The 23,570-nt window shown below is 70.9% G+C and carries 21 protein-coding genes; 13 read left to right on the top strand and 8 right to left on the bottom strand.

The window, feature by feature from the left end:
* The first annotated feature begins 111 nt into the window (after positions 1–111).
* Positions 112–837, top strand: coding sequence for a VWA domain-containing protein (locus KCH48_RS20320; RefSeq protein WP_210576052.1), 726 nt, complete (start codon positions 112–114; stop codon positions 835–837).
* Between the two features lie 81 nt (positions 838–918).
* Complete coding sequence (locus KCH48_RS20315; protein WP_210576050.1) at positions 919–2,574, top strand: cytochrome bc complex cytochrome b subunit; 1,656 nt, start codon at positions 919–921, stop codon at positions 2,572–2,574.
* Here KCH48_RS20315 and KCH48_RS20310 read toward each other — a convergent pair.
* Positions 2,549–3,499 (bottom strand): acyl-CoA dehydrogenase family protein, encoded by a 951-nt coding sequence (locus KCH48_RS20310; RefSeq protein WP_210576048.1) that lies wholly within the window; start codon positions 3,497–3,499, stop codon positions 2,549–2,551. The two genes, KCH48_RS20315 and KCH48_RS20310, sit on opposite strands and share 26 nt — an antisense overlap.
* A gap of 120 nt (positions 3,500–3,619) precedes the next feature.
* Positions 3,620–4,759 (bottom strand): acyl-CoA dehydrogenase family protein, encoded by a 1,140-nt coding sequence (locus KCH48_RS20305; RefSeq protein WP_210576046.1) that lies wholly within the window; start codon positions 4,757–4,759, stop codon positions 3,620–3,622.
* A 74-nt stretch (positions 4,760–4,833) separates the two neighbouring features.
* Here KCH48_RS20305 and KCH48_RS20300 point away from each other — a divergent pair, with 74 nt between their 5' ends.
* The 3 genes from KCH48_RS20300 to KCH48_RS20290 are packed head-to-tail and all read left to right on the top strand — an operon-like array spanning position 4,834 to position 7,465.
* Positions 4,834–5,622, top strand: a complete 789-nt coding sequence (locus tag KCH48_RS20300) for an SDR family oxidoreductase (RefSeq protein WP_210576044.1) — start codon at positions 4,834–4,836, stop codon at positions 5,620–5,622.
* Between the two features lie 35 nt (positions 5,623–5,657).
* The gene (locus KCH48_RS20295; RefSeq protein WP_210576042.1) at positions 5,658–6,272 is read left to right on the top strand and encodes a TetR/AcrR family transcriptional regulator; all 615 of its coding nucleotides are present in this window, start codon (positions 5,658–5,660) and stop codon (positions 6,270–6,272) included.
* 35 nt (positions 6,273–6,307) lie between these two features.
* Positions 6,308–7,465: an acetyl-CoA C-acetyltransferase gene (locus tag KCH48_RS20290; RefSeq protein WP_210576041.1), complete on the top strand. Its 1,158-nt coding sequence runs from the start codon at positions 6,308–6,310 to the stop codon at positions 7,463–7,465.
* Positions 7,466–7,563: 98 nt separating this feature from the next.
* On the opposite strand, the gene KCH48_RS20285 is transcribed toward KCH48_RS20290, so the two are convergent.
* From KCH48_RS20285 to KCH48_RS20270, 4 genes are read right to left on the bottom strand one after another with little or no spacing between them, the layout of a single operon-like run.
* Positions 7,564–8,610, bottom strand: coding sequence for a nitronate monooxygenase family protein (locus KCH48_RS20285; protein WP_210576040.1), 1,047 nt, complete (start codon positions 8,608–8,610; stop codon positions 7,564–7,566).
* Positions 8,610–9,338, bottom strand: a complete 729-nt coding sequence (locus tag KCH48_RS20280) for a CoA-transferase subunit beta (RefSeq protein ID WP_210576039.1) — start codon at positions 9,336–9,338, stop codon at positions 8,610–8,612. Before KCH48_RS20280 ends, KCH48_RS20285 begins: the two co-directional genes overlap by 1 nt.
* Positions 9,335–10,150, bottom strand: a complete 816-nt coding sequence (locus KCH48_RS20275; RefSeq protein ID WP_210576304.1) for a CoA transferase subunit A — start codon at positions 10,148–10,150, stop codon at positions 9,335–9,337. Before KCH48_RS20275 ends, KCH48_RS20280 begins: the two co-directional genes overlap by 4 nt.
* Positions 10,151–10,174: 24 nt before the next feature.
* Complete coding sequence (locus KCH48_RS20270; RefSeq protein ID WP_210576038.1) at positions 10,175–10,933, bottom strand: enoyl-CoA hydratase family protein; 759 nt, start codon at positions 10,931–10,933, stop codon at positions 10,175–10,177.
* A gap of 125 nt (positions 10,934–11,058) precedes the next feature.
* Here KCH48_RS20270 and KCH48_RS20265 point away from each other — a divergent pair, with 125 nt between their 5' ends.
* Both KCH48_RS20265 and KCH48_RS20260 read left to right on the top strand, forming a co-directional pair.
* Entirely contained in the window at positions 11,059–11,826 is a 768-nt protein-coding gene (locus tag KCH48_RS20265; protein WP_210576037.1) for an SDR family oxidoreductase, read from the top strand.
* 48 nt (positions 11,827–11,874) lie between these two features.
* Positions 11,875–12,780 (top strand): SDR family oxidoreductase, encoded by a 906-nt coding sequence (locus KCH48_RS20260; protein ID WP_210576036.1) that lies wholly within the window; start codon positions 11,875–11,877, stop codon positions 12,778–12,780.
* Between the two features lie 80 nt (positions 12,781–12,860).
* Here the strand turns inward: KCH48_RS20260 and KCH48_RS20255 are convergent, their stop codons facing one another.
* Entirely contained in the window at positions 12,861–13,742 is an 882-nt protein-coding gene (locus tag KCH48_RS20255) for a hypothetical protein (RefSeq protein WP_210576034.1), read from the bottom strand.
* A gap of 35 nt (positions 13,743–13,777) precedes the next feature.
* Positions 13,778–15,544 carry a beta-galactosidase family protein gene (locus tag KCH48_RS20250; RefSeq protein ID WP_210576031.1) on the bottom strand — a complete coding sequence of 589 codons (1,767 nt, stop codon included), beginning with the start codon at positions 15,542–15,544 and terminating at the stop codon, positions 13,778–13,780.
* A 181-nt stretch (positions 15,545–15,725) separates the two neighbouring features.
* Between KCH48_RS20250 and KCH48_RS20245 the strand changes: the two genes are divergently transcribed.
* The 6 genes from KCH48_RS20245 to KCH48_RS20220 form a co-directional block, all read left to right on the top strand.
* Positions 15,726–16,610, top strand: a complete 885-nt coding sequence (locus KCH48_RS20245; protein ID WP_210576303.1) for an AraC family transcriptional regulator — start codon at positions 15,726–15,728, stop codon at positions 16,608–16,610.
* A 118-nt stretch (positions 16,611–16,728) separates the two neighbouring features.
* On the top strand, positions 16,729–17,079 hold the full coding sequence (locus tag KCH48_RS20240; RefSeq protein ID WP_210576026.1) for a chorismate mutase: 351 nt from the start codon (positions 16,729–16,731) through the stop codon (positions 17,077–17,079).
* Between the two features lie 139 nt (positions 17,080–17,218).
* Positions 17,219–17,752 carry a two-component system response regulator gene (locus KCH48_RS20235; protein ID WP_210576024.1) on the top strand — a complete coding sequence of 178 codons (534 nt, stop codon included), beginning with the start codon at positions 17,219–17,221 and terminating at the stop codon, positions 17,750–17,752.
* A 57-nt stretch (positions 17,753–17,809) separates the two neighbouring features.
* The gene (gene pepN / locus KCH48_RS20230) at positions 17,810–20,335 is read left to right on the top strand and encodes an aminopeptidase N (protein WP_210576022.1); all 2,526 of its coding nucleotides are present in this window, start codon (positions 17,810–17,812) and stop codon (positions 20,333–20,335) included.
* Positions 20,336–20,485: 150 nt separating this feature from the next.
* The gene (locus tag KCH48_RS20225; RefSeq protein WP_246885601.1) at positions 20,486–22,060 is read left to right on the top strand and encodes an aminotransferase class V-fold PLP-dependent enzyme; all 1,575 of its coding nucleotides are present in this window, start codon (positions 20,486–20,488) and stop codon (positions 22,058–22,060) included.
* The coding region (locus KCH48_RS20220) for a lysine N(6)-hydroxylase/L-ornithine N(5)-oxygenase family protein (protein ID WP_210576019.1) at positions 22,057–23,570 on the top strand (1,514 nt) is incomplete at its 3' end. The genes KCH48_RS20225 and KCH48_RS20220, both read left to right, overlap by 4 nt.

Raw genomic sequence — 23,570 nt, 5'->3', positions numbered from 1 at the left:
CAGTCCCCGACCGGACGACTGGGCAGGCGCCGCGGCTTTTCTCACGCCGGTGCGTGGGGGTGCGGTGCCGTAGCCTCGGCGTCAGTTCTGGTGAGCGATGGGGGAGTCGGCATGGCCGCGATCAGTCTCAGCAAGGTGGAGGAGACCGCGCCCGCGCTGGTCAGTCTCTACAAGAGCGCCGGGGTGTCGCTCACGAAGCACGGCCTGGACGGGCAGCGGGCGGCGGTCTATCTGGTGGTCGACTACTCCGGGTCGATGAAGCCGTACTACAAGGACGGCAGTGTGCAGGCGCTCGCCGACCGGGTGCTGGGGCTGTCCGCGCACCTCGACGACGACGGAACCGTGCCCGTGGTGTTCTTCTCCACGGACGTCGACGCGGTCACCGACATCGCCCTCGCCGACCATCGCGGCCGGATCGACCGGATCGTGGCCGGGCTCGGGCACATGGGCAAGACCAGCTACCACCTCGCCATGGACGCGGTCATCGACCACTACCTCGACAGCGGCTCCAAGGACCCGGCCCTGGTGGTCTTCCAGACCGACGGCGGCCCGATCAACAAGCTCGCCGCGGAACGGTATCTGTGCAAGGCGGCCAGGCTGCCGATCTTCTGGCAGTTCATCGGCTTCGGCGATCCGAAGAGCCGTCAGTTCGAGTATCTGCGCAAGCTCGACGAGCTGGCGGTGCCGGACAAGCGGGCCGTCGACAACGCCGGGTTCTTCCACGCAGGGCAGGATCCGCGGAAGGTGTCCGACGGCGAGTTGTACGACCGTCTCGTGGACGAGTTCCCGAAGTGGCTGGTCGCGGCGCGGGCCGCGGGGATCGTGGGACCGGCCTGAGACACCCGTCTGCACGCACCGTTGGCTGAGCCGTGACTGCCGTGCCACCCTGAGTGAGATCCCACGGGGAGGCGACGACGCATGGACGGCGCACGATCGGTGGACCAGGCGGCCGGGTCGGCCCGCTCGCGCAGGCAGGCTCCCGGCAGGGGCGAGAAACTCGCGGACTGGGCCGACGGGCGGCTCGGGCTCTACGCCCTGGCCAAGGCCAACATGCGCAAGGTCTTCCCGGACCACCCGTCCTTCATGCTGGGCGAGATCGCGCTCTACAGCTTCATCGTCCTGATCCTCACCGGCGTCTACCTCACCCTGTTCTTCGAGCCGAGCATGGCCGAGGTCGAGTACCACGGCTCGTACGAACCGCTCAACGGCGTCATGATGACCAGGGCGTTCGAGTCCACGCTGGAGATCAGCTTCGATGTGCGCGGCGGGCTGCTGATCCGGCAGATCCACCACTGGGCGGCGCTGGTCTTCGTCATCGCCATGCTCGTGCACATGATGCGGATCTTCTTCACCGGCGCGTTCCGCAAGCCGCGCGAGCTCAACTGGCTCTTCGGCTGGACGCTGCTGATGCTCGGCATCATCACCGGCCTGACCGGCTACTCGCTCCCCGACGACCTGCTCTCCGGCACCGGTATCCGCTTCGCCCAGGGCGCGATCCTGTCCGTCCCGATCGTGGGGACGTATCTGTCGTTCTTCCTCTTCGGCGGGGAGTTCCCCGGGCACGACATCATCTCGCGCCTGTTCCCGATCCACGTCCTGCTGCTGCCCGGGATCATGCTGGGGCTGGTGGCCGCCCATCTGATCCTGGTCTTCTACCACAAGCACACGCAGTATCCCGGCCCCGGCCGCGACAACAGGTCGGTGGTCGGCATGCCCTTCCTGCCGGTCTACATGGCGAAGGCGGGCGGCTTCTTCTTCCTCGTCTTCGGCGTGCTGACGATCATGGGCGGCATCGCCAGCATCAACCCCGTGTGGGCCTTCGGGCCCTACCGCCCCGATCTGGTCACGACCGGCGCCCAGCCCGACTGGTATCTCGGCTTCTCCGAGGGGCTGATCCGGGTGATGCCGGGATGGGAGATCAACCTCTGGGGCCACACCCTCGCGCTGGGCGTGTTCATCCCCTTCGCGCTGTTCCCCCTGGTCATGCTCGCCATCGGCGTGTATCCCTTCATCGAGGCATGGGTCACCGGCGACAAACGCGAACACCACATCCTGGACCGGCCGCGCAACGCGCCCGTGCGCACCGGCCTCGGCGTGGCCTGGCTCAGCCTGTATGCGGTGCTGCTGATCGGCGGCGGCAACGACATCGTGGCCACCCATCTGCATCTGTCCATCAACGACATCACCTGGTTCGTGCGGGTCGCGGTCTTCGTGGTGCCGGTCCTCGCCTACAGCATCACCAAGCGGATCTGTCTCGGCCTCCAGCGCCGCGACCGGGACAAGGTGCTGCACGGCAGGGAGACGGGCACCATCAAGCGGCTGCCGAACGGCGAGTACATCGAGATCCATGAACCCGTCTCGCAGGGGCAGTTGTTCACCCTCACCCAGCACGAGCAGAACGCGCCGTACGAGCTCGGTCCGCTCGTCGACGCGGGCGGCGTCCGGCGCCGGGTGAAACCGTCCCAGCGGTTGCGGGCCCGGCTGTCGCGGGCCATGTTCGGGCCCGACAAGCGGATCGAGAAGCCGACGGTGGAGGAGTACCGGGAAGTCACCAGCGGCGACCACCACCCCTGACGACCAGGGCCCGGCACGCGTCCGGAGTGCCCCAGGCGGTGCGCAGGGCGCGGGCCTTGGTCAGCCACAGCGACAGGTCGTACTCCGCGGTGTAGCCGATCGCGCCATGCAGTTGCAGCGCGGTCCGCGCCGTCGCGTACGCCGCCTCGCAGGCCGTGACCTTGGCTGCGGCGACGTCAGCGGGCTCCATGGTCAGCGCGGCGCCGAAGAGCAGGGGGCGGGCGAACTCCAGGGCGATCTTCGCGTCGGCCAGTCTGTGCTTGACGGCTTGGAACGAGCCTATGGGGGCGCCGAATTGGGTGCGCTGCCTGACATAGGCGACGGTCTTGTCGAGGAGGGCGAGTCCGACGCCCAGCGCCTGGGCGGCGGTGGTGAGGCGGGCCCAGGTGAGGGCTTGCTCGACGGGCGGGGTGGGGGTGAGGAGTTCGCCGCCCGGGGTGAGGGGGGTGAGGCGGCGGGCGGGGTCGAGGGAAGGGCGGACGGGGCCGTGGCCGGGGGACAGGTGGAGGGCGTCGGGGGCGAGAGCGAGACGGATCGTGGCCGCGTCGCCGTCGAGGGCGTACGGGCTGTCGTACGCGACCGTCGCCATGGTCTCGCCGGCGGCGAGGGGCGGGAGCAGGCGTTCGGCCTTGGTGAGCAGGACTGCCGCGGTCACGGTCTCCACCAGCGGGCCGGGCACCGCGTGTCGCCCCAACTCGACGAAAGCGACGGCGAGTTCGACGGGCCGGGGGCCCAGCCCTTCGTACTCCTCCGGTACCGCCAGTGCGAACACGCCCGCTTCGGCGATACGGCCCCACAGCGCGCGCCCGCTGCCGTGCTCGCCGCGACTCCAGTCCCGTACCACCGACGGCGTGTCCGCGGAGGTCAGCATCGCGTCCAGCGAGGCGGCGAACGCGCGCTGCTCGGCGTCGAGGAGGAAGCGCATCAGCGGTGTCCTTTCGGCATCGAGGGCGTTCCTTCGGGCATCAACGCGGCCTCTTTCCTGTGCGTCCCTGTGCGTCGCTGTGTGGCGCGCTTCGTTCGGCGTCGGTGGAGCCCTCGCGCATCAGCGGCGTCCCTTCGGGAGGCCCAGCAGGCGTTCGGCGACGATGTCCCGCTGGATCTCGTTCGTGCCGGCGTAGATCGGGCCGGCGAGGGCGAAGACGTACCGCTCCGACCAGTCCGTGTCCGCGAACTCGCCCTCCTCGCCCAGGAGATCGAGGGCCGTCTCGTGCAGCGCGATGTCGTACTCGGACCAGAAGACCTTGTTCAGGCTGGACTCCGGGCCGAGTTCCTGGCCGTCGAGGAAGCGGGAGGCGGCGGCGTAGGTGAAGAGCTGGTAGGCGCGGGCGCCGATCAGGGCGTCGGCGACACGGGGTTTCGTGGATTCCGGTTCTCCTTGCGCCTGCCAGAGCGTCAGCAGGCGGTCGGCGCTCGCCAGGAAACGGCCCGGGGAGCGCAGCTTCAGCCCGCGTTCGTTACCCGCTGTCGACATGGCGATCCGCCAGCCCTGCCCGGGGTCGCCGATCACGTCCTCGTCCGGCACGAACACCTCGTCCAGGAACAGCTCGGCGAAGGCGGGTTTTCCGTCGAGGCGGCCGATGGGGCGGACGGTGACGCCCGGTGCGCGCAGGTCGAACATCAGGTAGGTCAGGCCCTGGTGGGGCTTCGGGGTGTCCAGCTCGGTGCGGAACAGGCCGAACGCGCGGTCGGCGAAGGCGGCCCGTGACGACCAGGTCTTCTGCCCGGTCAGCAGCCAGCCGCCGTCCGTGCGGACGGCCCTGGCCTTCAGGGACGCCAGGTCCGAACCGGCCTCGGGCTCCGACCAGGCCTGGGCCCAGATCACCTCGCCGGAGGCCATCGGCGGCAGCACGCGCGCGCGTTGTCGCTCCGTGCCGTGGTCGAAGAGGGTGGGGGCGAGGAGGCTGATGCCGTTCTGGCTGACGCGGCCGGGTGCGCCCGCCGCGTAGTACTCCTCCTCGAAGACCAGCCATCTGATCAGGCCCGCGTCCCGGCCGCCGTACGCGCTCGGCCAGTCCACCACCGACCAGCGGTCCGCGGCCAGTTCGGCCTCCCACGCGCGATGAGCCCGGAAGCCTTCCTCGGTCTCCAGGGAGGGGAGCGGGGCGGACGGCACGTGGGCCTGCAGCCAGGCTCGGGCTTCGGCCCGGAAGGCGTCCTCTTCGTGTGTGAAGGCGAGATCCATCGGTGGCGTCCCCCTCAGCCGTGATCTCCTCGGCGGTCTTCCCTAACAAGTGTTTGGTAGGTTAGCGTGTCCCTATGACAGGCGTCGAGAGTCCGGCCTACGTCCCCGGGCACGGGCTGCTGAAGGGCCGCACCGCCGTCATCACCGCGGCGGCCGGGGCGGGGATCGGCGGGGCGACCGCGCGGCGCTTCCTGGAGGAGGGTGCGCGCGTGCTGATCAGCGACGCGCATGTGCGGCGGCTCAAGGAGTACGAGGCCGAGCTGGCCGGGGAGTTCGGGGCGGCCGTCGCCGCGCTGGCGTGCGATGTCACCGACGAGACGCAGGTCAGCGCGTTGTTCGAGGCGGCGGTCGAGCAGCACGGTCGGCTGGATGTCGTCGTCAACAACGCCGGGCTCGGCGGGACTTCGGACCTTGTCGACATGACCGACGAGCAGTGGTCGAAGGTGCTCGATGTGACGCTGAACGGGACGTTCCGGTGCACCCGGGCGGCCCTACGGCTGTTCCGGGCCGGCGGTGACGGCGGAGTGATCGTCAACAACGCGTCCGTCGTCGGCTGGCGTGCCCAGGCCGGACAGGCGCACTACGCGGCCGCGAAGGCCGGGGTGATGGCGCTGACCCGGTGCGCGGCGGTGGAGGCCGCCGAGTTCGGCGTGCGGGTCAACGCGGTCTCACCGAGCCTCGCCATGCATCCGCATCTGGTGAAGGTGACCAGCCCCGACCTGCTGGCCGAGCTGACCCGGCGGGAGGCCTTCGGGCGGTACGCCGAGCCCTGGGAGGTGGCCAACGTGATCGTGTTCCTGGCGTCGGACTACTCCTCGTACATGACCGGAGAGGTCGTCTCCGTCAGCAGCCGGCATCCCTGATCACGAAGGACCATGGAGCGGCCCACAATGTGCTTGTGCCTACGAAGAAGAAGCCCCAGGTGACCGCCGCCCCCGAGCGCCGGCGCGAGCTCCTCGACACCGCCGCCGAGGTCTTCGCCGAGCAGGGTTACAACGCCACCACCGTCCGCAAGATCGCGGACCACGCGGGGATGCTGGCCGGCAGCCTCTACTACCACTTCGACTCCAAGGAATCGATGCTGGAGGAGATCCTGCGAACCTTCCTCGACGAGCTCTGGAACGGGTACGACGCCGTCCTGGGCGCCGCCGAACTGGGCCCGCGCGAGACGCTGGAGGCCCTGGTCACCGAGTCGTTCCGGGAGATCGACCGGCACCGCGCCGCCGTCGCGATCTACCAGAAGGAGTCCAAGCACCTCGTGGCGCAGGAGCGGTTCGCGTTCCTCGCCGAATCGCAGCGCAAGTTCGAGAAGGCGTGGTTGTCCACGCTGGAGCGCGGGGTCGCGGCCGAGGTCTTCCGGTCCGACCTCGACGTCCGGCTCACCTACCGGTTCGTCCGGGACACGGTGTGGGTCGCCGCGTCCTGGTACCGGCCCGGCGGACACCACAGCCCCGAGGAGATCGCCCGGCAGTACCTGTCGATGGTGCTGGACGGGATCGCCGTACGTACCTAACCCACTGCTGGAGTCCGGAAGTCTGGGGAGTTGCCATGGCCGAGGCCTACATCGTCGAAGCGGTCCGTACGCCCGTGGGGCGGCGCGGGGGAGGACTGAGCGGGGTCCATCCGGCCGACCTGGGCGCGCATGTGCTGAAGGAACTGGTCGCGCGGTCGGACATCGATCCCGCCGCCGTCGAGGACGTCGTCTTCGGCTGCCTGGACGCGGTCGGGCCGCAGGCCGGCGACATCGCCCGCACCTGCTGGCTGGCCGCCGGGCTGCCGGAGGAGGTGCCGGGCGTGACGGTGGACCGGCAGTGCGGGTCCTCGCAGCAGGCCGTGCACTTCGCGGCGCAGGGCGTCCTCTCCGGGACGCAGGACCTGGTCGTCGCGGGCGGTGTGCAGAACATGTCGCAGATCCCGATCGCCTATGCGACCCGGCAGGCCGCCGAGCCGCTGGGCTTCACCCAGGGCCCCTTCGCGGGCAGCGAGGGCTGGCGGGCGCGGTACGGGGACCGTGCGGTCAACCAGTTCGTCGGCGCCGAGATGATCGCCGGCAAGTGGGGAATCAGCAGGGAGGACCAGGAGGAGTTCGCGCTGCGCTCGCACCGGCGGGCGCTACGGGCGATCGACGAGGGCCGCTTCCAGCGCGAGACCGTGCCGTACGGGGACGTGACCGTCGACGAGGGGCCGCGCCGGGACACCTCCCTGGAGAAGATGGCCGGGCTCAAGCCGGTCATCGACGGCGGCACGATCACGGCCGCCTGCTCCTCGCAGGTCTCCGACGGCGCGGCTGCCATGCTGCTGGCCTCCGAGCGGGCGGTGCGCGAGCACGGGCTGACGCCGCGCGCCCGAGTCCACCATCTCTCGGTGCGCGGCGAGGACCCGATCCGGATGCTGACCGCGCCGATACCGGCCACCGCCCACGCCCTGAAGAAGACCGGCCTCTCCATCGACGCGATCGACCTCGTCGAGATCAACGAGGCCTTCGCTCCCGTCGTCCTGGCCTGGCTCAAGGAGACGGGCGCGGATCCGGAGAAGGTCAACGTCAACGGTGGTGCGATTGCCCTTGGACACCCGCTTGGTGCGACCGGGGCGAAGCTGATGACGACGCTGGTGCATGAGCTGGAGCGGACGGGTGGGCGGTTCGGGTTGCAGACGATGTGTGAGGGTGGGGGGCAGGCGAACGTGACGATCATTGAGAGGCTGTGACGGGCGTTTTGCTGGGGGGCTGTGATGGGTCGTGGGTTGTCTGCGGCTTCGTTGTGGCTGGTCGCGCAGTTCCCCGCGCCCCTTACGGGGCGCTGTTGCTAGGGGGTCGTCAGTCGTTGCCGTGTCTCCTCTGCCTCCTTCATGATCCGGTCGATTAGTTCTGCGCATGTCGGCAGGTCGTCGATGACTCCGGCGACCTGTCCGGACGCCATTACCCCGAGGTCCGTGCGTCCGTCCACCATCGATGCTCTGAGCAGCATCGGGGTGTTCGCGGCGAGTAGGACCTGGCTCCAGGACAGGTGCTTGCCGTGTTTGAGGGCGAGTCCGTCGCGGAGCATCGTCGGCCAGCCGATGCCGGACAGCTTGCGGAAGCGGGCCGCGTGGCTCATGGCTCGGAGGAGGGTTCTGGCGCGGCCGGAGTTCTCCAGTGAGTCGACCAGTTCCGTGCGGAGCATGCGGTGGGGCAGGCCGTCGACCGCTCTGGTGACCGTGACGTCCCGGACGCTCGCCGTCAGGTATCGCGCCTTGACCGCGTCCGGCACCGTCGAGTCCGAGGTGAGCAGGAAGCGGGTGCCCATGGCGACGCCCGCCGCTCCGTAGGCCAGCGCCGCGACCAGGCCCCGGCCGTCGAAGAAGCCGCCCGCCGCCACGACGGGTATGCGCACCGCGTCCACGACCTGCGGCAGCAGCACCGTCGTCGCCACCTCGCCGGTGTGTCCGCCGCCCTCCCCGCCCTGCACGATCACCGCGTCCGCGCCCCAGGCCGCGACCTTCTCGGCATGGCGCCGGGCGCCTACCGTCGGGATCACGACCACGCCCGCGTCCTTGAGCGTGCCGATCAGCTCGGGGGAGGGCGCCAGCGCGAAGGAGGCGACCCGGACGCCCTCCTCGATCAGGATCCGTGCCCTGTCGCCTGCGTCGGAGGCGTCGGCGCGGAGGTTGACCCCGAAGGGCGCCGTCGTACGGGATGCGACCTCGCGTATCGCCTCGCGCAGCCGGTCGGTCGTCATCGTCGCCGAGGCCAGGATGCCCAGCCCGCCCGCGTTCGCCGTCGCCGAGACCAGACGTGGGCCCGCCACCCAGCCCATGCCCGTCTGCACGATCGGGTGGCGGACCCCGACCAGCCGGGTGAGCGCGGTGTCCATCAGGCCCTCGCCTCCTCGGGGACCTCACGCGCGCGCCGGTTGTCCGGGTCGATCACCTCGCGGATCAGCCGCAGTTCGGTGGGCGTCGGCTCGCGGGTGGACGGCACCTCGTCCGGGATCGTCAGCGCGAACCCCGTCGCATCCCTGACCTCCTCGACGGTCACCCCCGGATGCAGCGAGGCCAGCCGCATCGAGCGGTCCGGGGTGTCGAAGTCGAAGACGCCGAGGTCGGAGACGACCCGGGGGATGCGGTGATGGCGGGCACCGGCCGCATGGTCGTACCCCACCCCGCACACCATGTCGACCTTCTCCACGAACACCCGCCGGGAATGCTTCGGGATCCAGTAACTGGTCGGGTTGTTGAGGGTGTTGACCGGCGCCCCCCGCACCCCCAGAAGCTGCCGCTTCGGCTTCTCCCAGTCGCCGATGCAGGAGATGTTCTGGTTGCCGAAGCGGTCGATCTGACTCGCGCCCATCATCACGTGCCGCCGGCCGCCGGTGACGAGGGCCAGATGCTGCCGATACGGCAGCCAGCCCTCCACGGTGCCGTCCACGTCGACCAGCATCGCCTCACCGTCGGTCAGCAACAGGTCCGGTGCGAAGGTGAGCCGGGCGAGACGCGCGCCGACGGAGGGGATCAGGCCCATGGGGCTCGCCAGGATCTCACCGGCACCGCGCCAGGCCTCGGCGCAGGCGATCACACAGAACTCACTCCGCGTCACGGTCATGTCCCCTCCTCCTCCGGCCCGTTGATGAACCGCTCGGCGAACTCCGCCCAGGGTGTGGTCGCGTACTCCTTCTGCACGGCCTCGTCGCGCCCGTAGTCGGGGGCGCAGGACGTGAAGTGCGCGCCGCCCGGCGCCTCCACCACGCCCGTCACCACATGACGCTTGATCAGCAAGGTCTGGGGTGCCGCCTCCTTCGTCAGCTCGGCGGTGTCCACGATCCGCTCGCAGGAGACGAACGCCGCGTCCGCCGCCTCGCAGAACAAGTCGTCGAAATACGGGTCGGGCCCCAGATACTGGCCGTTGCCCCGCCGGTCGGCGCGGTTCACGTGGACCAGGGCCGCGTCCAGGCGCAGGGCGGGCATGGCCACGAACGTCTCCCCGTCGTCGTACGGCGACGTCACCGTCCGCAGACCCGGGTTGACCCGCATCACATCCGAACCGATGCCGGCCCGCACCGGCAGGAAGGGCAGCCGGTTCGCCGCCGCGTGCAGCCCCCACATGAACATCGCCTCGTCGATCTCCATCAGCTCCAGCTCCCCCCGCTCGCGGGCCGCCCGGTAGTGCGGTTCGAGGGGGATCGAGTCCAGGGTGACGAAGGGGGCGACCAGTTTGCGGATCCGGCCGGCGGCGGCGAGCATGCCGACGTCCGGGCCGCCGTACGACACGACGGTGAGGTCGGTGATGCCGGACCGGAGCACCGCCCTCACCAGGGCCATCGGTTTGCGGCGCGAGCCCCAGCCTCCGATGCCGAGGGTCATGCCGCTCTCCAGCCCGGAAACGGCCTCGTCGGCGGTCATCGTCTTGTCGCCCACGGTGGTCATCGTCGTGTCGCCCATTCAGTCACCGTCCTTTCCAAAGGCGTCGCGGACCCGGTCGCCCACGCCGCTCACGCTCGCCTCGTAGGTGAAGCCCTGCTCGAAGCGGTAGCTGCGGCGCACGTCCACCGGGTCGATGCCGTTGATGGCGGCCTTGGCCAGCCGGAGCAGCTCCCCGTCCTTCGCGGCTATCTCGCGGGCCAGCTCCAGGGCGGCGGAAGGGAGTTCCTCGCGGGGCACCACCCGCCACACCGAGCCGTGCGCGTGCAGCTCGGCCGCCGTCGCCGTCCGCGAGGTGTAGTACAGGGCGCGCATCAGGTGCTGCGGGACCAGCCGGGCCAGGTGGGTGGCTGCGCCCAGCGCTCCACGGTCCAGCTCGGGCAGCCCGAAAGCGGCGTCCTCGCTCGCCACGATCACATCCGCGTTCCCCACAAGACCGATGCCCCCTCCCAGGCAGAAGCCCTGCACCGCCGCCACCACGGGCACCTCGCACTCGTACACCGCCGAGAACGCCGCGAAGCAGCCCCGGTTGGCGCCGACCAGCGCGCTCTGCCCGCGCGCCTGTATCTCCTTGATGTCCACGCCCGCGTTGAATCCCCGCCCCTCGGCGGCCAGCACAACGCACCGCACCTCCGGGTCACGGCCGGCCGCGCGCACCGCGTCGGCCAGTGCGAACCAGCCGTCCACCGGAAGGGCGTTCACCGGCGGGAAGTCGACTGTGACAACGGCGATTCCGTCTTTTTCGGACCCTTTTTCCGGGGACGAGGTGGAGACACCCATGGACGCATCAGCTACCTTCGCACTCAGCTGCCTTTCCACCAAACATTTGTTAGGTGTGAGGCTTCGAAGCTAGCAGCAGGCGGATCGCGGCGGGAGGCCCTGTGGAAAACCAAGCGCCAGACCCTGTGGAAAACTCCGGCCATCCCCGCGACCGGCCCCTCGGCGGCCGCCTCGCCGTCGTCACCGGCGGCACCCGCGGCGTCGGCGCGGGCATCGCGAAGGCGTTCGTCGAGGCGGGCGCGGAGGTCGTCACCTGCGCACGCAGGCCACCCGAAGTCCCCGTCGAGGGAACCGAGTTCGTGCCCGTGGACCTGCGGGACCCGGACGCCGTGCGCGCCTTCTTCGGCGGACTGCCCCGGCTCGACGTACTGGTCAACAACGCGGGCGGCAGCCCCTTCCGGCGGCTGGCCGACGCGGACGCCGAGCGGCACGCACGGGTCGTCGAGCTGAACCTGATCGCTCCACTGACCGCCTCCCTCGCCGCGTACGGGCACCTCAAGCGGTCCCGTGGCGCCGTCGTCATGATCGGCAGCGTCAGCGGCGACCGCCCCTCACCCGGCACGGCGGCGTACGGCGCGGCCAAGGCGGGCCTGGCGAGCCTCGCCCGGTCCATGGCCGTGGAGTGGGCGCCGGAGGTCCGCGTCAACACCCTCGTCGTCGGCATGGTCCGCACGGAGCTGTCCCACCTGCACTACGGCGGCGACGACGGCATCGAAGCGGTCGGCCGCACCGTCCCGCTCGGCCGCCTCGCCGATCCCGCCGACGTCGGCGCCGCCGCGGTCTTCCTCGCTTCCGACGCTGCCGCCTACATCAGCGGGGCGAGCCTGCTGGTGCACGGGGGAGGAGAGCGGCCCGCCTTCCTGGACGCCGCAACCGCCAACAAAGAGACGTGAGATGAGCGCCGGGGAGACAAGAGCGATGAGTCGACAAGGAGACGCACCATGACCGGAATCTGCGACGGACGCGTCGTGATCGTCACCGGCGCGGGCCGTGGCCTCGGCCGCGCCCACGCGCTGGCGTTCGCCGCCGAGGGCGCGCGGGTCGTCGTCAACGACCTCGGCGTCGGCCTGGACGGCACACCGGGCCCCGACAGCCCCGCCGGCCAGGTCGTCGACGAGATCCGCGCGGCGGGCGGCGAGGCGGTCGCGCACGGCGGCGACATCGCCACGACCGACGGCGCCGCCGCACTGATCCGGACCGCCCTGGAGACCTACGGCAGGCTCGACACCCTCGTCAACAACGCGGGCTTCCTGCGCGACCGGATGCTGGTCAACCTGGACGAGGACGACTGGGACGCCGTCGTACGCGTCCACCTCAAGGGTCACTTCCTGCCGCTGAAGCACGCCGCTGCGCACTGGCGCGCCGAGGCCAAGGCGGGCCGTCTGCCCGACGCGCGGATCGTCAACACCAGCAGCGGTGCAGGCCTGCTCGGCTCGGTCGGACAGGGCAACTACAGCGCGGCGAAGGCCGGAATCGTCGGTCTGACACTGGTCGCCGCGGCCGAGCTGGGGCGCTACGGGGTTCAGGTCAACGCGATCGCCCCCGCGGCCCGCACGCGAATGACTGAACGCACCTTCGCCGAGACCATGGCGGCACCGGACGCCGGCTTCGACACGATGGCCCCGGAGAACGTCTCGCCGCTGGTGGTCTGGCTGGGCTCGGCGGGGAGCGCGGGGGTGACCGGGCGGGTCTTCGAGGCGGAGGGCGGCAGGATCACGGTCATGGAGGGCTGGCGCCCGGGACCGACCGCCGACAAGGGGGCGCGGTGGGGTGCGGGGGAGGTGGGGGAGACGGTACTGAAGCTGTTGACGCGGGCGGAGAGGCCGGGCGCGGTATACGGGGCGTAGATCAGCGCCCCGAAGGGGCGCGGGGAACTGCGCGACCAGCCTCAACGGACCCGCAGACGAAGAACCTGCCAGCGCAGTGCTCACGTATCGCACTCCAGCACCGTCCGGCACAAAGAACACCGCGCCCGCATCCGCCCCCGCACCGGCACCCTGATCCGCTGGTGGCAGGTTGGGCAGGGGAACGTGACGCGGAGGTGGCCGCCGCCGTCGGGGCTGAAGGTGTACGGGACGCCGGGCTGGGGGCCGTGGACGTGGCGGCGGTCGCGGGCGTAGCGGCGGCGGCCCGCCCAGCCGGCCGCTGTCAGTGGGGGCTGCTGCTCGTCGTGGCGGGCCTGGACCATGCCCTTCGTGTACGCGGTGTAGGCCTGCGGACTGGTGAACCACACGGACGGATCCTCGCCGAACACCAGGGCGCGCTTGGCCAGGACGTACCCGAACTCCTCCGGTGTCAGATAGCCGAGCTTCTGCGACGATGCCGCGTCTTCCCGGTAGGCGTCGAGGAGCAGCCAGCCGGCGCCCAGATACGTGGTCGCGGTGTCGGTGAGGATCTCGTTGTCGCGGGTGCCCGGGAACGACAGGTCGAGGCGGTGCAGATAGACATGCATGATCTCGTGGGCGAGGGCCGCGCCGATGTCCCGCCGGTGGGTGCGGAAGCGGTCGTTCAGCTCGACGAAGTACTCCGGGCCCGCGGCGAGTTCGACGTTCGCGGCGTGCTTCATCTCACGGAAGCTGACGATCACGCGGGCGTCCGGGAGCCGGTAGTGCCGCACCAGCTCCCGGGCCACTCGCTGGGCGCCCAGATGCAGGTCGTCGGTGTCGCAGAACGCCACGTCGACGGGGGCCACACTGGTCGCGAACGTCTGGATGGTGTCGTACGACAGCCGCTTGTAGAGCGCGGTGATCGACTCCCGCACCGTCTCCAGGTGTGGGTAGCCGTGCTCGACCGGTCCGTCGTTCGCCACGCCGTACCCCCAAGACGCCCTGACCCGATTCCACTCTACGAGGGTCTGAGCGGGTTTCGCGGGTCGGACATCAGGCGGAGCCCGGCATCCGGCGACGGCCCCTCGAACTCCAGCACCCACACCTCGTTGCCGCCCTCCCGCAGCACCGGCCCGGGGACGTACAGCGTGTGCTGTGGGCCCGCGGACCAGTAACGCCCGAGGTTGAAGCCGTTGATCCACACGAACCCGCGCGTCCAGCCCGGCAGCTCCAGGCAGGCGTCCCCGGCGCCGCGGACCGTGACGGTACCCCGGTACAGGCCGGGGGCACCCGCCCCGGACGGCAGCTCGAAGGGCACGCCGTCCACGCCCGCGTCGAAGGCGTCCAGGCGCAGCGCACGCGCGCGTACCCCGTGCAGAAACTGCCGCTCGTGCAGGATGCCCCCGGTGATGCCCTTGGGCTCCCCGGACCGCGGCCCGTAATTGACCCTCCCCAAGGACTCCACCCACAGCTCCACGCGCGCGTGCCCGGCAACCGGCTCCTTCAGCTGCTCGTCGCCCTCGGTGAGCACCCCGGCCCGCTCCCCGTCGACGTACACCACCGCCACATCCCGCAGCCCGCGCGCGATCAACGGATACGGCTGCCGCGGCCCCGGCACGGCGACCTCGTACCGCACGAGCCCCCGGTCGACATCCAGCTCCTCGAAGGACGGCGGGAGGGGAGAGGTGGTCTCCGGGCCGCCGAGCGTCTCCAGTACGGCACTCAGGGGCGCCCAGCCCGCGAGGTCCACGTCGGCCGGGGCGCCCAACGGCTCAGGCGTCGGCGGCGGTTCGAGCAGGGGACCGTCGGCGTACTCGGCGAGCACCTCGCGCAGGCGCCAGAACTTCTCCGTGGGGCGGCCGTACTCGTCGATCGGCGCGTCGTAGTCGTAGGAGGTGACGTCCGGCTCCAGCGGCCCGTCGTGCATGTCGCCGCCGCCCCGGTTGGCGCCCGCCCAGCCGGCGAAGTTGGTGCCGCCGTGCGCCATGTAGATGTTGACGGAGGCACCGCACTCCAGGATCTCGCGCAGGGATTCGGCCACATTCTGGGCGTCGCGCACGGTGTGCTGCCCGCCCCAGTGGTCGAACCAGCCGCACCAGAACTCCATGCACATCAGCGGACCCTCGGGGCGGTGCCTACGCAGCGTCTCGAACGCCACGCGCGCGTGGGAGCCGAAATTGACCGTGGCGAGGACACCGGGCACGGAGCCGCCGGAGAGCATGTGGTCCTCCGGGCCGTCCGAGGTGAACAACGGCACCGTGACACCCTGGTCCCGCAGCAGCTCGGCGAGCAGGCGCAGATACTCCGCGTCCGAGCCGTAGCTGCCGTACTCGTTCTCCACCTGCACCATGATCACCGGGCCGCCCCGGTCGATCTGCCGGGGCACGACCTCCTCAAGCAGCCGGCCGAACCAGCGCTCCACGGGACGCAGAAAACGCTCGTCACGCGTGCGTGCATGCCCCGGCGCCCAGTGCGGCAGCCCGCCGTTCTCCCACTCGGCGCAGATGTACGGCCCCGGCCGCACGATCGCCCACAGGCCCGCCTCCCGCGCCGCGTCCAGGAAACGGCCCAGCGCACCCACGTCCCGGAAACGGCCGGGACCGGGCTCATGCAGATTCCACGGGACGTATGTCTCCACACAGTTCAGGCCCATCGCCCGCAGCATCGCCAGCCGGTGCCCCCACTGCTCCTCGTGCACGCGGAAGTAGTGCAGCGCACCGGACAGCAACCGCACCGGCCGCCCGTCCAACAGGAAATCCGTGTCCCCCACCGTGAAGTCGCTCATGCCGTCACCCTCACCCCTGGCGGCGATCACGTCCATGGACAAAGATCGGCGCTGGTTGGACGGAAACGACCGGGACGTAAGCGACCGGGACACAAATGACCTGGACGCACACGACTTGGACGTACACGACTTGGACGCACACGACCTGGACGTACACGACACGGAGCGGAGTCGGCCGCGGATGTACCACACCTGGATGCGGTTCTTCACGCCCGGCCCTGCCCACCACCGGCTCGGCCTGGTCTGCCTCGGCGTCGGCCTCCAGTACGGCGCCCTGCCCACCGTCGGACCGCGCACCCTCGACAGCCACGTCGCCGTCGTGATCAGCACCGGCGGCGGCTGGTACGCCGCACCCGACGGCCGCCGTACCACCGTCACCGCGCCCGCCCTGCTGTGGCTCACACCCGGCGTCCCGCACCACTACGGGCCCGACCCCGACACCGGATGGGACGAGGGCTTCGTCGGCTTCGCCGGGCCCGCCACCGCCACCTACACCGAACTCGGCTACATCGAACCCGGCCGCCCCGTGGTGCCCCTCGCGGACGCCACCGGACCGCGCGCCGTCATCGCCCGCATCGTGCGCGCCGCCCGCCGCGACAACCCGCTCCTGGAAGTGGAGACCGGCGCCGCCGTCCACGAACTCCTCGTCGCCCTGCGCCGCGCCCGCGCCGACCTGACCCCCGCCGGAAACCAGGTCCTCAAGGCGCTCGCCCGCGACGCCTGTCAGCCGATGTCGGTCGCCGATCACGCCGCCCGGCACGGCATGACCACCGCCGAACTGCGCACCGCCGTCCGCCGCGTGGCCGGCTGCAGCCCCAAGGACTACCTGCTCGGCATCCGCCTGGGCCGCGCCAAGGAACTCCTCGCCGCCACCGAACTGCCCGTCGCCGCCGTCGCCCGCCGCGTCGGCTACGACGACCCCGCCTACTTCTCCCGCCTGTTCACCCGCCGCGTCGGCATGGCCCCCATCCGCTTCCGCGCCCAGGAGGGCCGCACCGTCCCCGGCGGCTGGAGCGACCGCATCCCCGACCCCGACGACCCACCCGTCATCGAACGCCCGCGCTGAGCGCTCCGCTGGAAGCACGCAGTTGGGCCGTCTTTCGTCTGCGGCGCCGTCGTGGCTGGTCGCGCAGTTCCCCGCGCCCCTTCGGGCCGCGGCCCGGGTGCCCCGTAGGGTTTCGCCCATGACCACCAGCAACACCTCGACCGGTGACGTCGACCCCGCCGTCCGCGAGGAACTCGCCCGGCTGCGCGACAGCATCGACAACATCGACGCGGCCGTCGTCCACATGCTCGCCGAACGCTTCAAATGCACCCAGCAGGTCGGCCACCTCAAAGCCGCCCACCAGCTGCCGCCCGCCGATCCCGCCCGCGAGGCCCGGCAGATCGCCCGGCTGCGCGCGCTCGCCGAGAGCGCCAAGCTGGACCCCGCCTTTGCTGAGAAGTTCCTCAATTTCATCATCGGCGAAGTGATCAGACACCACGAGATCATCGCCGAGGACACGGTGAACGGCTCTACGCCGGCGGCCGATTGACCTCGCCCTTCGCTCCCCGGGGCGTGACATGCGCGCCCGCGCGCGGCATGCTGCGCTGTGCACTCCTTGTCAGCTGACGAGCACGCCCCGTCAGCGCCCGGACATAAGCTGGTTGTCCACGCGGGAGGGACGCCGGGCCATGCCGTCGGAATCCAAGATCCTCATCGTCGACGATCACAAGGACACGCTCTACGCACTGGAGAGCGCCCTGGCGCCGCTGGGCTATCTGCTGGCCCGCGCCACCAGCGGCGACGAGGCACTCAAGCAGGTGCTCCGCGGCCGGGTCGGCCTCCTCCTGCTCGATGTGCGCATGCCCGGCGTCAGCGGCCTCGACGTGGTCCGCTACATGCGGCGCGTGGAACAGACCCAGCACATCCCCGTCATCCTGCTCACCGGCTTCGACGCCGACCACGAACTGACCTCCACCGCCTTCGGACTCGGCGTCGCCGACCTCGTCATGAAACCCATCGACCCCTGGGCCCTGCGCACCAAGGTCCGCTACCTGTACGACGCCCACCAGCGCCACCTCGCCCTCGAACGCGAGGTCCGCGCACTGCGCGCCCTCGTCCAGGACCACCCCCCGCGGCCCGCACTGCCCCACCCCGACGCCCACGTACCGAACCAGCGGCCCCCAGGCACCCAAACCGGAAAACTCGAACAGGACCGGACATAGGCCGCGTTACCGATCCGAGCCTGTCTGTTGTCAGTGGCATCAGGCAGCATGGCCTGCATGTCCGTACTCACGCGCGACGAAGCGCAGACCCGTGCCCGGCTTCTCGACGTCCACCGCTACCAGATCGAACTCGATCTGACGCGAGGCGAGGAGCTCTTCGACTCCGTCACCGTCATCCACTTCACGGTACGGAGCGATCTCGAGGCCTCGGACACCTTCGTCGAGCTCAAGCCCGCTGAGCTGCGCAATGCCCGCCTGGACGGACGCCACCTCGACCTGGACACCCTGGACGAGAACCGGCTGCCCCTCAAGGACCTCACCCCGGGCGAGCACGTACTGCACATCGACGCCGGCATGCGCTACTCCCGCACCGGCGAGGGCATGCACCGCTTCACCGACCCCACCGACGGCGAGACCTACGTCTACACCCAGCTGTTCATGGACGACGTCCAGCGCGTCTTCGCCGCCTTCGACCAGCCCGACCTCAAGGCCGTCTTCGACCTGTCGATCAAGGCCCCCGAAGGCTGGACCGTCCTCGCCAACGGCATCACCGAGCACCAGGGCGACGGCCTGTGGAAGGCGGCCCCCACCCCGCTGATCTCCACCTACCTCGTCGCCGTCGCCGCCGGCCCCTGGCACTCCGTGCGCACCGAACACCGCGGCCTGCCCTTCGGCCTGCACTGCCGCCGCTCCCTCGCCCCCCACCTCGACACCGACGCCGAGGAACTCCTCGAGATCACGCGCGCGTGCTACGACCGCTACCACGAGAAGTTCGAAGAGCCCTACCCCTTCGACTCCTACGACCAGGCATTCGTCCCCGAGTTCAACGCCGGCGCCATGGAGAACCCCGGACTGGTCACCTTCCGCGACGAGTTCGTCTACCGCTCCGCCGTCACCGACACCGAGCGGCAGACCCGCGCCATGGTCATCGCCCACGAGATGGCCCACATGTGGTTCGGCGACCTCGTCACCCTCCGCTGGTGGGACGACATCTGGCTCAACGAGTCCTTCGCCGAGTACATGGGCTACCAGACCCTCATCGAAGCAACCCGATTCACGGACACCTGGGTCGAGTTCGGCGTCAACCGCAAGGCCTGGGGCTACGACGCCGACCAGCGCCCCTCCACCCACCCCGTCGCCCCCGAAGCCGTCGACGACACCGCCTCCGCCCTCCTCAACTTCGACGGCATCTCCTACGCCAAGGGCGCCTCCGCACTACGCCAACTCGTCGCCTGGCTCGGCGAGAAGGACTTCCTCGCCGGCATCAACACCCACTTCGCCCGCCACAAGTTCGCCAACGCCGCACTCGCCGACTTCATCGACTCCCTCGCCGCCACCACCGACCGCGACGTCCACGCCTGGGCCGACACCTGGCTGCGCACCACCGGCGTCGACACCCTCACCCCCCACATCACCCCCGGCGACGACGGCACCTGCACCCTCACCGTCGACCACGCCGGCAGCCGCCCCCACCACATCGCCGTCGGCCTCTACGACCTCGACCTCACCGACGAAGGCCGCCTCACCCTGCGCGAACGCCTCGACCTCGACATCCCGCAGACCGACACCCGGCCCATCGGCAAACGCCCCGCACTGCTCCTGCTCAACGACGGCGACCTCAGCTACGCCAAGGTCCGCTTCGACACCGACTCCTTCCAGGCCGTGCACGCCGGCCTGTCCGGCCTGCCCGACCCCCTCACCCGAGCCGTCGTCTGGAACGCCCTCAGGGACGCCGTACGCGACGGCGTCAGCGCCCACCCGGGGAAGACCGCCGAACCCGCGAAGCCCGCCACCGCCTACCTCGAAGCGGCCCGCGCCCACCTCCCGCACGAAACCGACCTCGCCATCGTCCAGGGCGTCCTCGCCTTCGCCGCCGGCCAGATCGCCGACCGCTACCTCACCCCCGAGCAGCGGCCCGCCGCGCTGACCACCCTCTCCGACCTCTGCCGCGACCTGATGCGCCGCACCGAGGACGGCGACCACCCCGGCCTGCGCCTGATCGCCGTACGCCACTTCATCGACGTCGCCGCCCAGCCCGACACCATCGCCGCCTGGCTCGCCGACGGCACCGTGCCCGGCGGCCCCGAACTCGACCCCGAGCTGCGCTGGCGCGTCCTGGCCCGCCTCGCCGTCCTCGGCGCCACCGACGAATCGGCCATCGCCGCCGAACTGGACCGCGACCCCAGCGCCACCGGCCAGGAAGGCGCCGCCCGCTGCCGGGCCGCCCTGCCCGACCCGGACGCCAAGCGCACGGCCTGGGAGGCGATGTTCGCCACCGACGACCTCTCCAACTACCTCTTCACAGCAACCGCCCGGGGCTTCTGGCAGCCCGAACAGGCCGACCTCGTACGGGAGTACGTGCCGCGCTACTACGCGGACGCCGTCGCCGTGGCCGCCCGCCGCGGTCCCGCCATCGCCGAAGCCGCCGGCCGCTGGGCCTTCCCCGTCCACGCCGTCGACGCCGACACCCTGCGTCTGGGCGAGACCTGCCTGCGCGACGGCGACCCCATCCCCGCCCTGCGCCGCAAACTGGTCGACCAGCTCGACGACCTGGCACGGGCCTTGCGGGTCCGGGAGGCATAGGAACCCGCACCTCGCAACTCCGACACACCCAACACGTTTTCCCCGCACGGAAGTACCCCCATACGGGTTCCGATCGTTGGGCTTTTCGGGCGCCACCACGCAACCGCGTACAAGCTGGAACCCCCTCTGCCCGGCGCCCGGAGGACACCCATGAGCACGCTGCTGCCCCAAGGCGACCCCGAGGAAGTGCCAGCACGCCCCCACGCCGCCCGGCACGCACTCTCGCCGCACCAGCCAAAGGCCCAAGTAGAGCCTTCGCCCGGCACGCCGAGAGCACGCACCGAACGACGCGGGAACGCACTCCCACTTCCTCGGACCCGCCTCGCCTCAGGACCCGAGGGCCCCCACGCCCTGCGGCCACTGCTCGACACCGTCCTCGACGCGCTCCACGCCGGCGAGCGGGCCCGAAGCGGCCCGCTGCCCGCGGGAGGCCCGGACGCGGTCGCCGCGCGCGTGCGGGACGCGGTGGGCGACGTACTGCCCGACGAGGGCGACCCGGACGCCCTGCGCGTTCTCGTGCAAGCCGTCGCCGAAGGAGCCGCCGACCCCGCGCACCCCCTGTGCGCCGCCCACCTCCACTGCCCACCCCTCGCCGTCGCCACCGCCGCCGACCTCGCCGTGTCCGCCCTCAATCCGTCGATGGACTCGTGGGACCAGGCACCGGCCGCGTCGGAGCTGGAGGAACTGGTGACACGAGCACTCGCCAACGAGGTCTACCCGGACGCGAGGAACTGCGCGAACGGCCCCCACCGGCCCGCAGCCCACACCGCACAGCACCACCCCGACGCCCTCATCACCACCGGCGGCACCGAATCCAACCAACTCGCCCTCCTCCTCGCCCGCGAAGCACACGGCCCGAGCGTGCGGCTGGTCGTCGGCGCCAACGCCCACCACACGCTGCCCCGCGCCGCCTGGCTGCTCGGCCTGCCCGACCCCGTCGTCGTACCCGCCCCCGCCGGCACCCTCGACCCCGCCGCCCTCGACCAAGCCCTCACCGCACTCCCCGCCCCGATCGTCGTAGCAGCCACCGCGGGCACCACCGATGCCGGACTCATCGACCCCCTCCCGGACATCGCCGCACTCTGCCGAACCCACGGCGCACGACTCCACATCGACGCGGCCTACGGCGGCCCCCTCCTGTTCAGCCACCGCCACCGCGCCAAACTCACCGGACTGGCAGCCGCCGACACCGTCACCCTCGACCTGCACAAACTCGGCTGGCAACCGGTCCCCGCCGGAGTCCTCGCCGTCAAGGACACCCGCGACCTCGCAGCCCTGCACCACCACGCCGACTACCTCAACGCCGACGACGACACCGAAGCCGGCCTCCCCGACCTGCTCGGCCGCTCCCTGCGCACCACCCGCCGCCCCGACGCCCTCAAAATCGCCGTCACCCTCAAAACCCTCGGCCGCACCGGACTCGGCACACTCATCGACCACATCTGCGACCGCGCCCGCGAATTCGCCGCACTCGTCCAGGAACACCCCGGCTACGAGCTCTACGACACACCCACCCTCAGCACCGTCCTGTTCCGGCCCACCACAGCCACCGACGACGCCGTCGCCGCCGTACGCCGACAACTCCTCACCGACGGCCTGGCCGTCCTCGGCCGAGCACGCCTCGACGGCCGACTGTGGCTCAAAGCAACGCTCCTCAACCCCGCCACCCGGCCAAGCGACCTCGCCGGGCTCCTGAAACTCGTGGAAGGAACCACCCCCCGATGACCAACCCCCCACGCCACGAGCCCGACACCACCCGCGACCTCGTCGGCATCGGCATCGGCCCCTTCAACCTCTCCCTCGCCGCCCTCGCCCACCCCCGCGCCGAACTCGACACCGTCTTCTACGACCAACGCCCCACCTTCGCCTGGCACCCCGGCCTGCTCATCGACGGCGCCACCATCCAAGTCCCCTTCCTCGCCGACCTGGTGACCCTCGCCGACCCCGCCAGCCCCTGGACCTTCCTCAACTACCTCAAGGCCCGCGACCGGCTCTTCCCCTTCTACTTCGCCGAGCGCTTCCACATCCAGCGCGCCGAATACGACGCCTACTGCCGCTGGGTCGCCGACAACCTCCCCGCACTCCACTTCGGCCACCAAGTCGACGCCGTCCGCTTCAACCCCGAACGCGACGTCTTCGAAGTCGACTTCACCAAACTCGACGCCGACGGCGAAGCCGACGCCCTCGGCCGCACCTACACACGCAACATCGTCCTCGGCATCGGCACCGAACCCCACATCCCCGAACCACTCAAACCCCTCGTCGACGCACCCGCCGTCCCCGTCATCCACGCCGCCGACTACACCGACCATCGCGACACCCTGCTCGCCGCCGAACACGTCACCGTCATCGGCTCAGGACAGTCCGGCGCCGAAATCTTCCTCGACCTGCTCCGCCACCGCCCCGCCGGCCGCGAACAACTCCACTGGCTCGGCCGCACCGAAGCCTTCGCCCCCATGGAGTACTCCAAACTCGGCCTCGAACACTTCACCCCCGACTACACCCGCTACTTCCACGCCCTCGCCGAACCCGTCCGCGACCGCCTCGTCAGCTCCCAATGGCAGCTCCACAAAGGCATCGACACCGACACCATCGCCGCCATCCACGACGAGCTCTACCGCCGCACCCTGCACGGCGGCTGGCCCGACGCCGTCCTCACCCCCGGCGTCCGCGTCCGCACCGCAGGACGCGTCGCCACCACCAAAGTCGAACTCCACCTCGAACACACCCAGCAGAACACCCGCTCCCGCCTCACCACCGACGCCGTCGTCCTCGCCACCGGCTACCGCGAACGCCCCCTCGACCGCCTCCTCGCCGGCCTCGACCCCTACCTGCACCGCGACAGCCGCGAACGCCCCCGCATCGACGAACACTCCCGCCTCGTCCTCGACCCCGCCGTCACCGCCTCCGGCTGCCACGTCTACATCCAGAACGCCGAACACCACACCCACGGCGTAGGCACCCCCGACCTCGGCCTCGCCGCCTGGCGCAGCGCCACCATCCTCAATTCCCTCACCGGCAAGGACACCTACCCCCTCCCTCGCCGCACCGCCTTCACCACCTTCGGCCTCGAACCCCAACCCCACATCCCATCCGCCCCCCCGCCCCCCCCCCCCCCCCCCCCCCCCCCCCAGCCCCCCCCCCGCCCCCCCCCCCGCCCCCGCCCCGCCCCCGCCCCCCGCCCCCCCCCACCCCCCCCCCCCCCCCGCCGCCCCCCCCCCCCCCCCCCCCGCGC

The organism is Streptomyces sp. GESEQ-4 (assembly GCF_017948455.1).
GTDB lineage: Bacteria > Actinomycetota > Actinomycetes > Streptomycetales > Streptomycetaceae > Streptomyces.
This window is presented reverse-complemented; position numbering and strand designations above follow the sequence as displayed.

What these genes read in the sequence shown, in the direction of transcription:
- KCH48_RS20320 (WP_210576052.1), top strand. Translation starts at nt 112, where the DNA reads ATGGCCGCGATCAGTCTCAGCAAGGTGGAGGAGACCGCGCCCGCGCTG.
- KCH48_RS20315 (WP_210576050.1), top strand. Translation starts at nt 919, where the DNA reads ATGGACGGCGCACGATCGGTGGACCAGGCGGCCGGGTCGGCCCGCTCG.
- KCH48_RS20310 (WP_210576048.1), bottom strand. Translation starts at nt 3,499, where the DNA reads ATGCGCTTCCTCCTCGACGCCGAGCAGCGCGCGTTCGCCGCCTCGCTG.
- KCH48_RS20305 (WP_210576046.1), bottom strand. Translation starts at nt 4,759, where the DNA reads ATGGATCTCGCCTTCACACACGAAGAGGACGCCTTCCGGGCCGAAGCC.
- KCH48_RS20300 (WP_210576044.1), top strand. Translation starts at nt 4,834, where the DNA reads ATGACAGGCGTCGAGAGTCCGGCCTACGTCCCCGGGCACGGGCTGCTG.
- KCH48_RS20290 (WP_210576041.1), top strand. Translation starts at nt 6,308, where the DNA reads ATGGCCGAGGCCTACATCGTCGAAGCGGTCCGTACGCCCGTGGGGCGG.
- KCH48_RS20285 (WP_210576040.1), bottom strand. Translation starts at nt 8,610, where the DNA reads ATGGACACCGCGCTCACCCGGCTGGTCGGGGTCCGCCACCCGATCGTG.
- KCH48_RS20280 (WP_210576039.1), bottom strand. Translation starts at nt 9,338, where the DNA reads ATGACCGTGACGCGGAGTGAGTTCTGTGTGATCGCCTGCGCCGAGGCC.
- KCH48_RS20270 (WP_210576038.1), bottom strand. Translation starts at nt 10,933, where the DNA reads ATGGGTGTCTCCACCTCGTCCCCGGAAAAAGGGTCCGAAAAAGACGGA.
- KCH48_RS20260 (WP_210576036.1), top strand. Translation starts at nt 11,875, where the DNA reads ATGACCGGAATCTGCGACGGACGCGTCGTGATCGTCACCGGCGCGGGC.
- KCH48_RS20250 (WP_210576031.1), bottom strand. Translation starts at nt 15,544, where the DNA reads ATGAGCGACTTCACGGTGGGGGACACGGATTTCCTGTTGGACGGGCGG.
- KCH48_RS20245 (WP_210576303.1), top strand. Translation starts at nt 15,726, where the DNA reads ATGTACCACACCTGGATGCGGTTCTTCACGCCCGGCCCTGCCCACCAC.
- KCH48_RS20240 (WP_210576026.1), top strand. Translation starts at nt 16,729, where the DNA reads ATGACCACCAGCAACACCTCGACCGGTGACGTCGACCCCGCCGTCCGC.
- KCH48_RS20235 (WP_210576024.1), top strand. Translation starts at nt 17,219, where the DNA reads ATGCCGTCGGAATCCAAGATCCTCATCGTCGACGATCACAAGGACACG.
- pepN (WP_210576022.1), top strand. Translation starts at nt 17,810, where the DNA reads ATGTCCGTACTCACGCGCGACGAAGCGCAGACCCGTGCCCGGCTTCTC.
- KCH48_RS20225 (WP_246885601.1), top strand. Translation starts at nt 20,486, where the DNA reads ATGAGCACGCTGCTGCCCCAAGGCGACCCCGAGGAAGTGCCAGCACGC.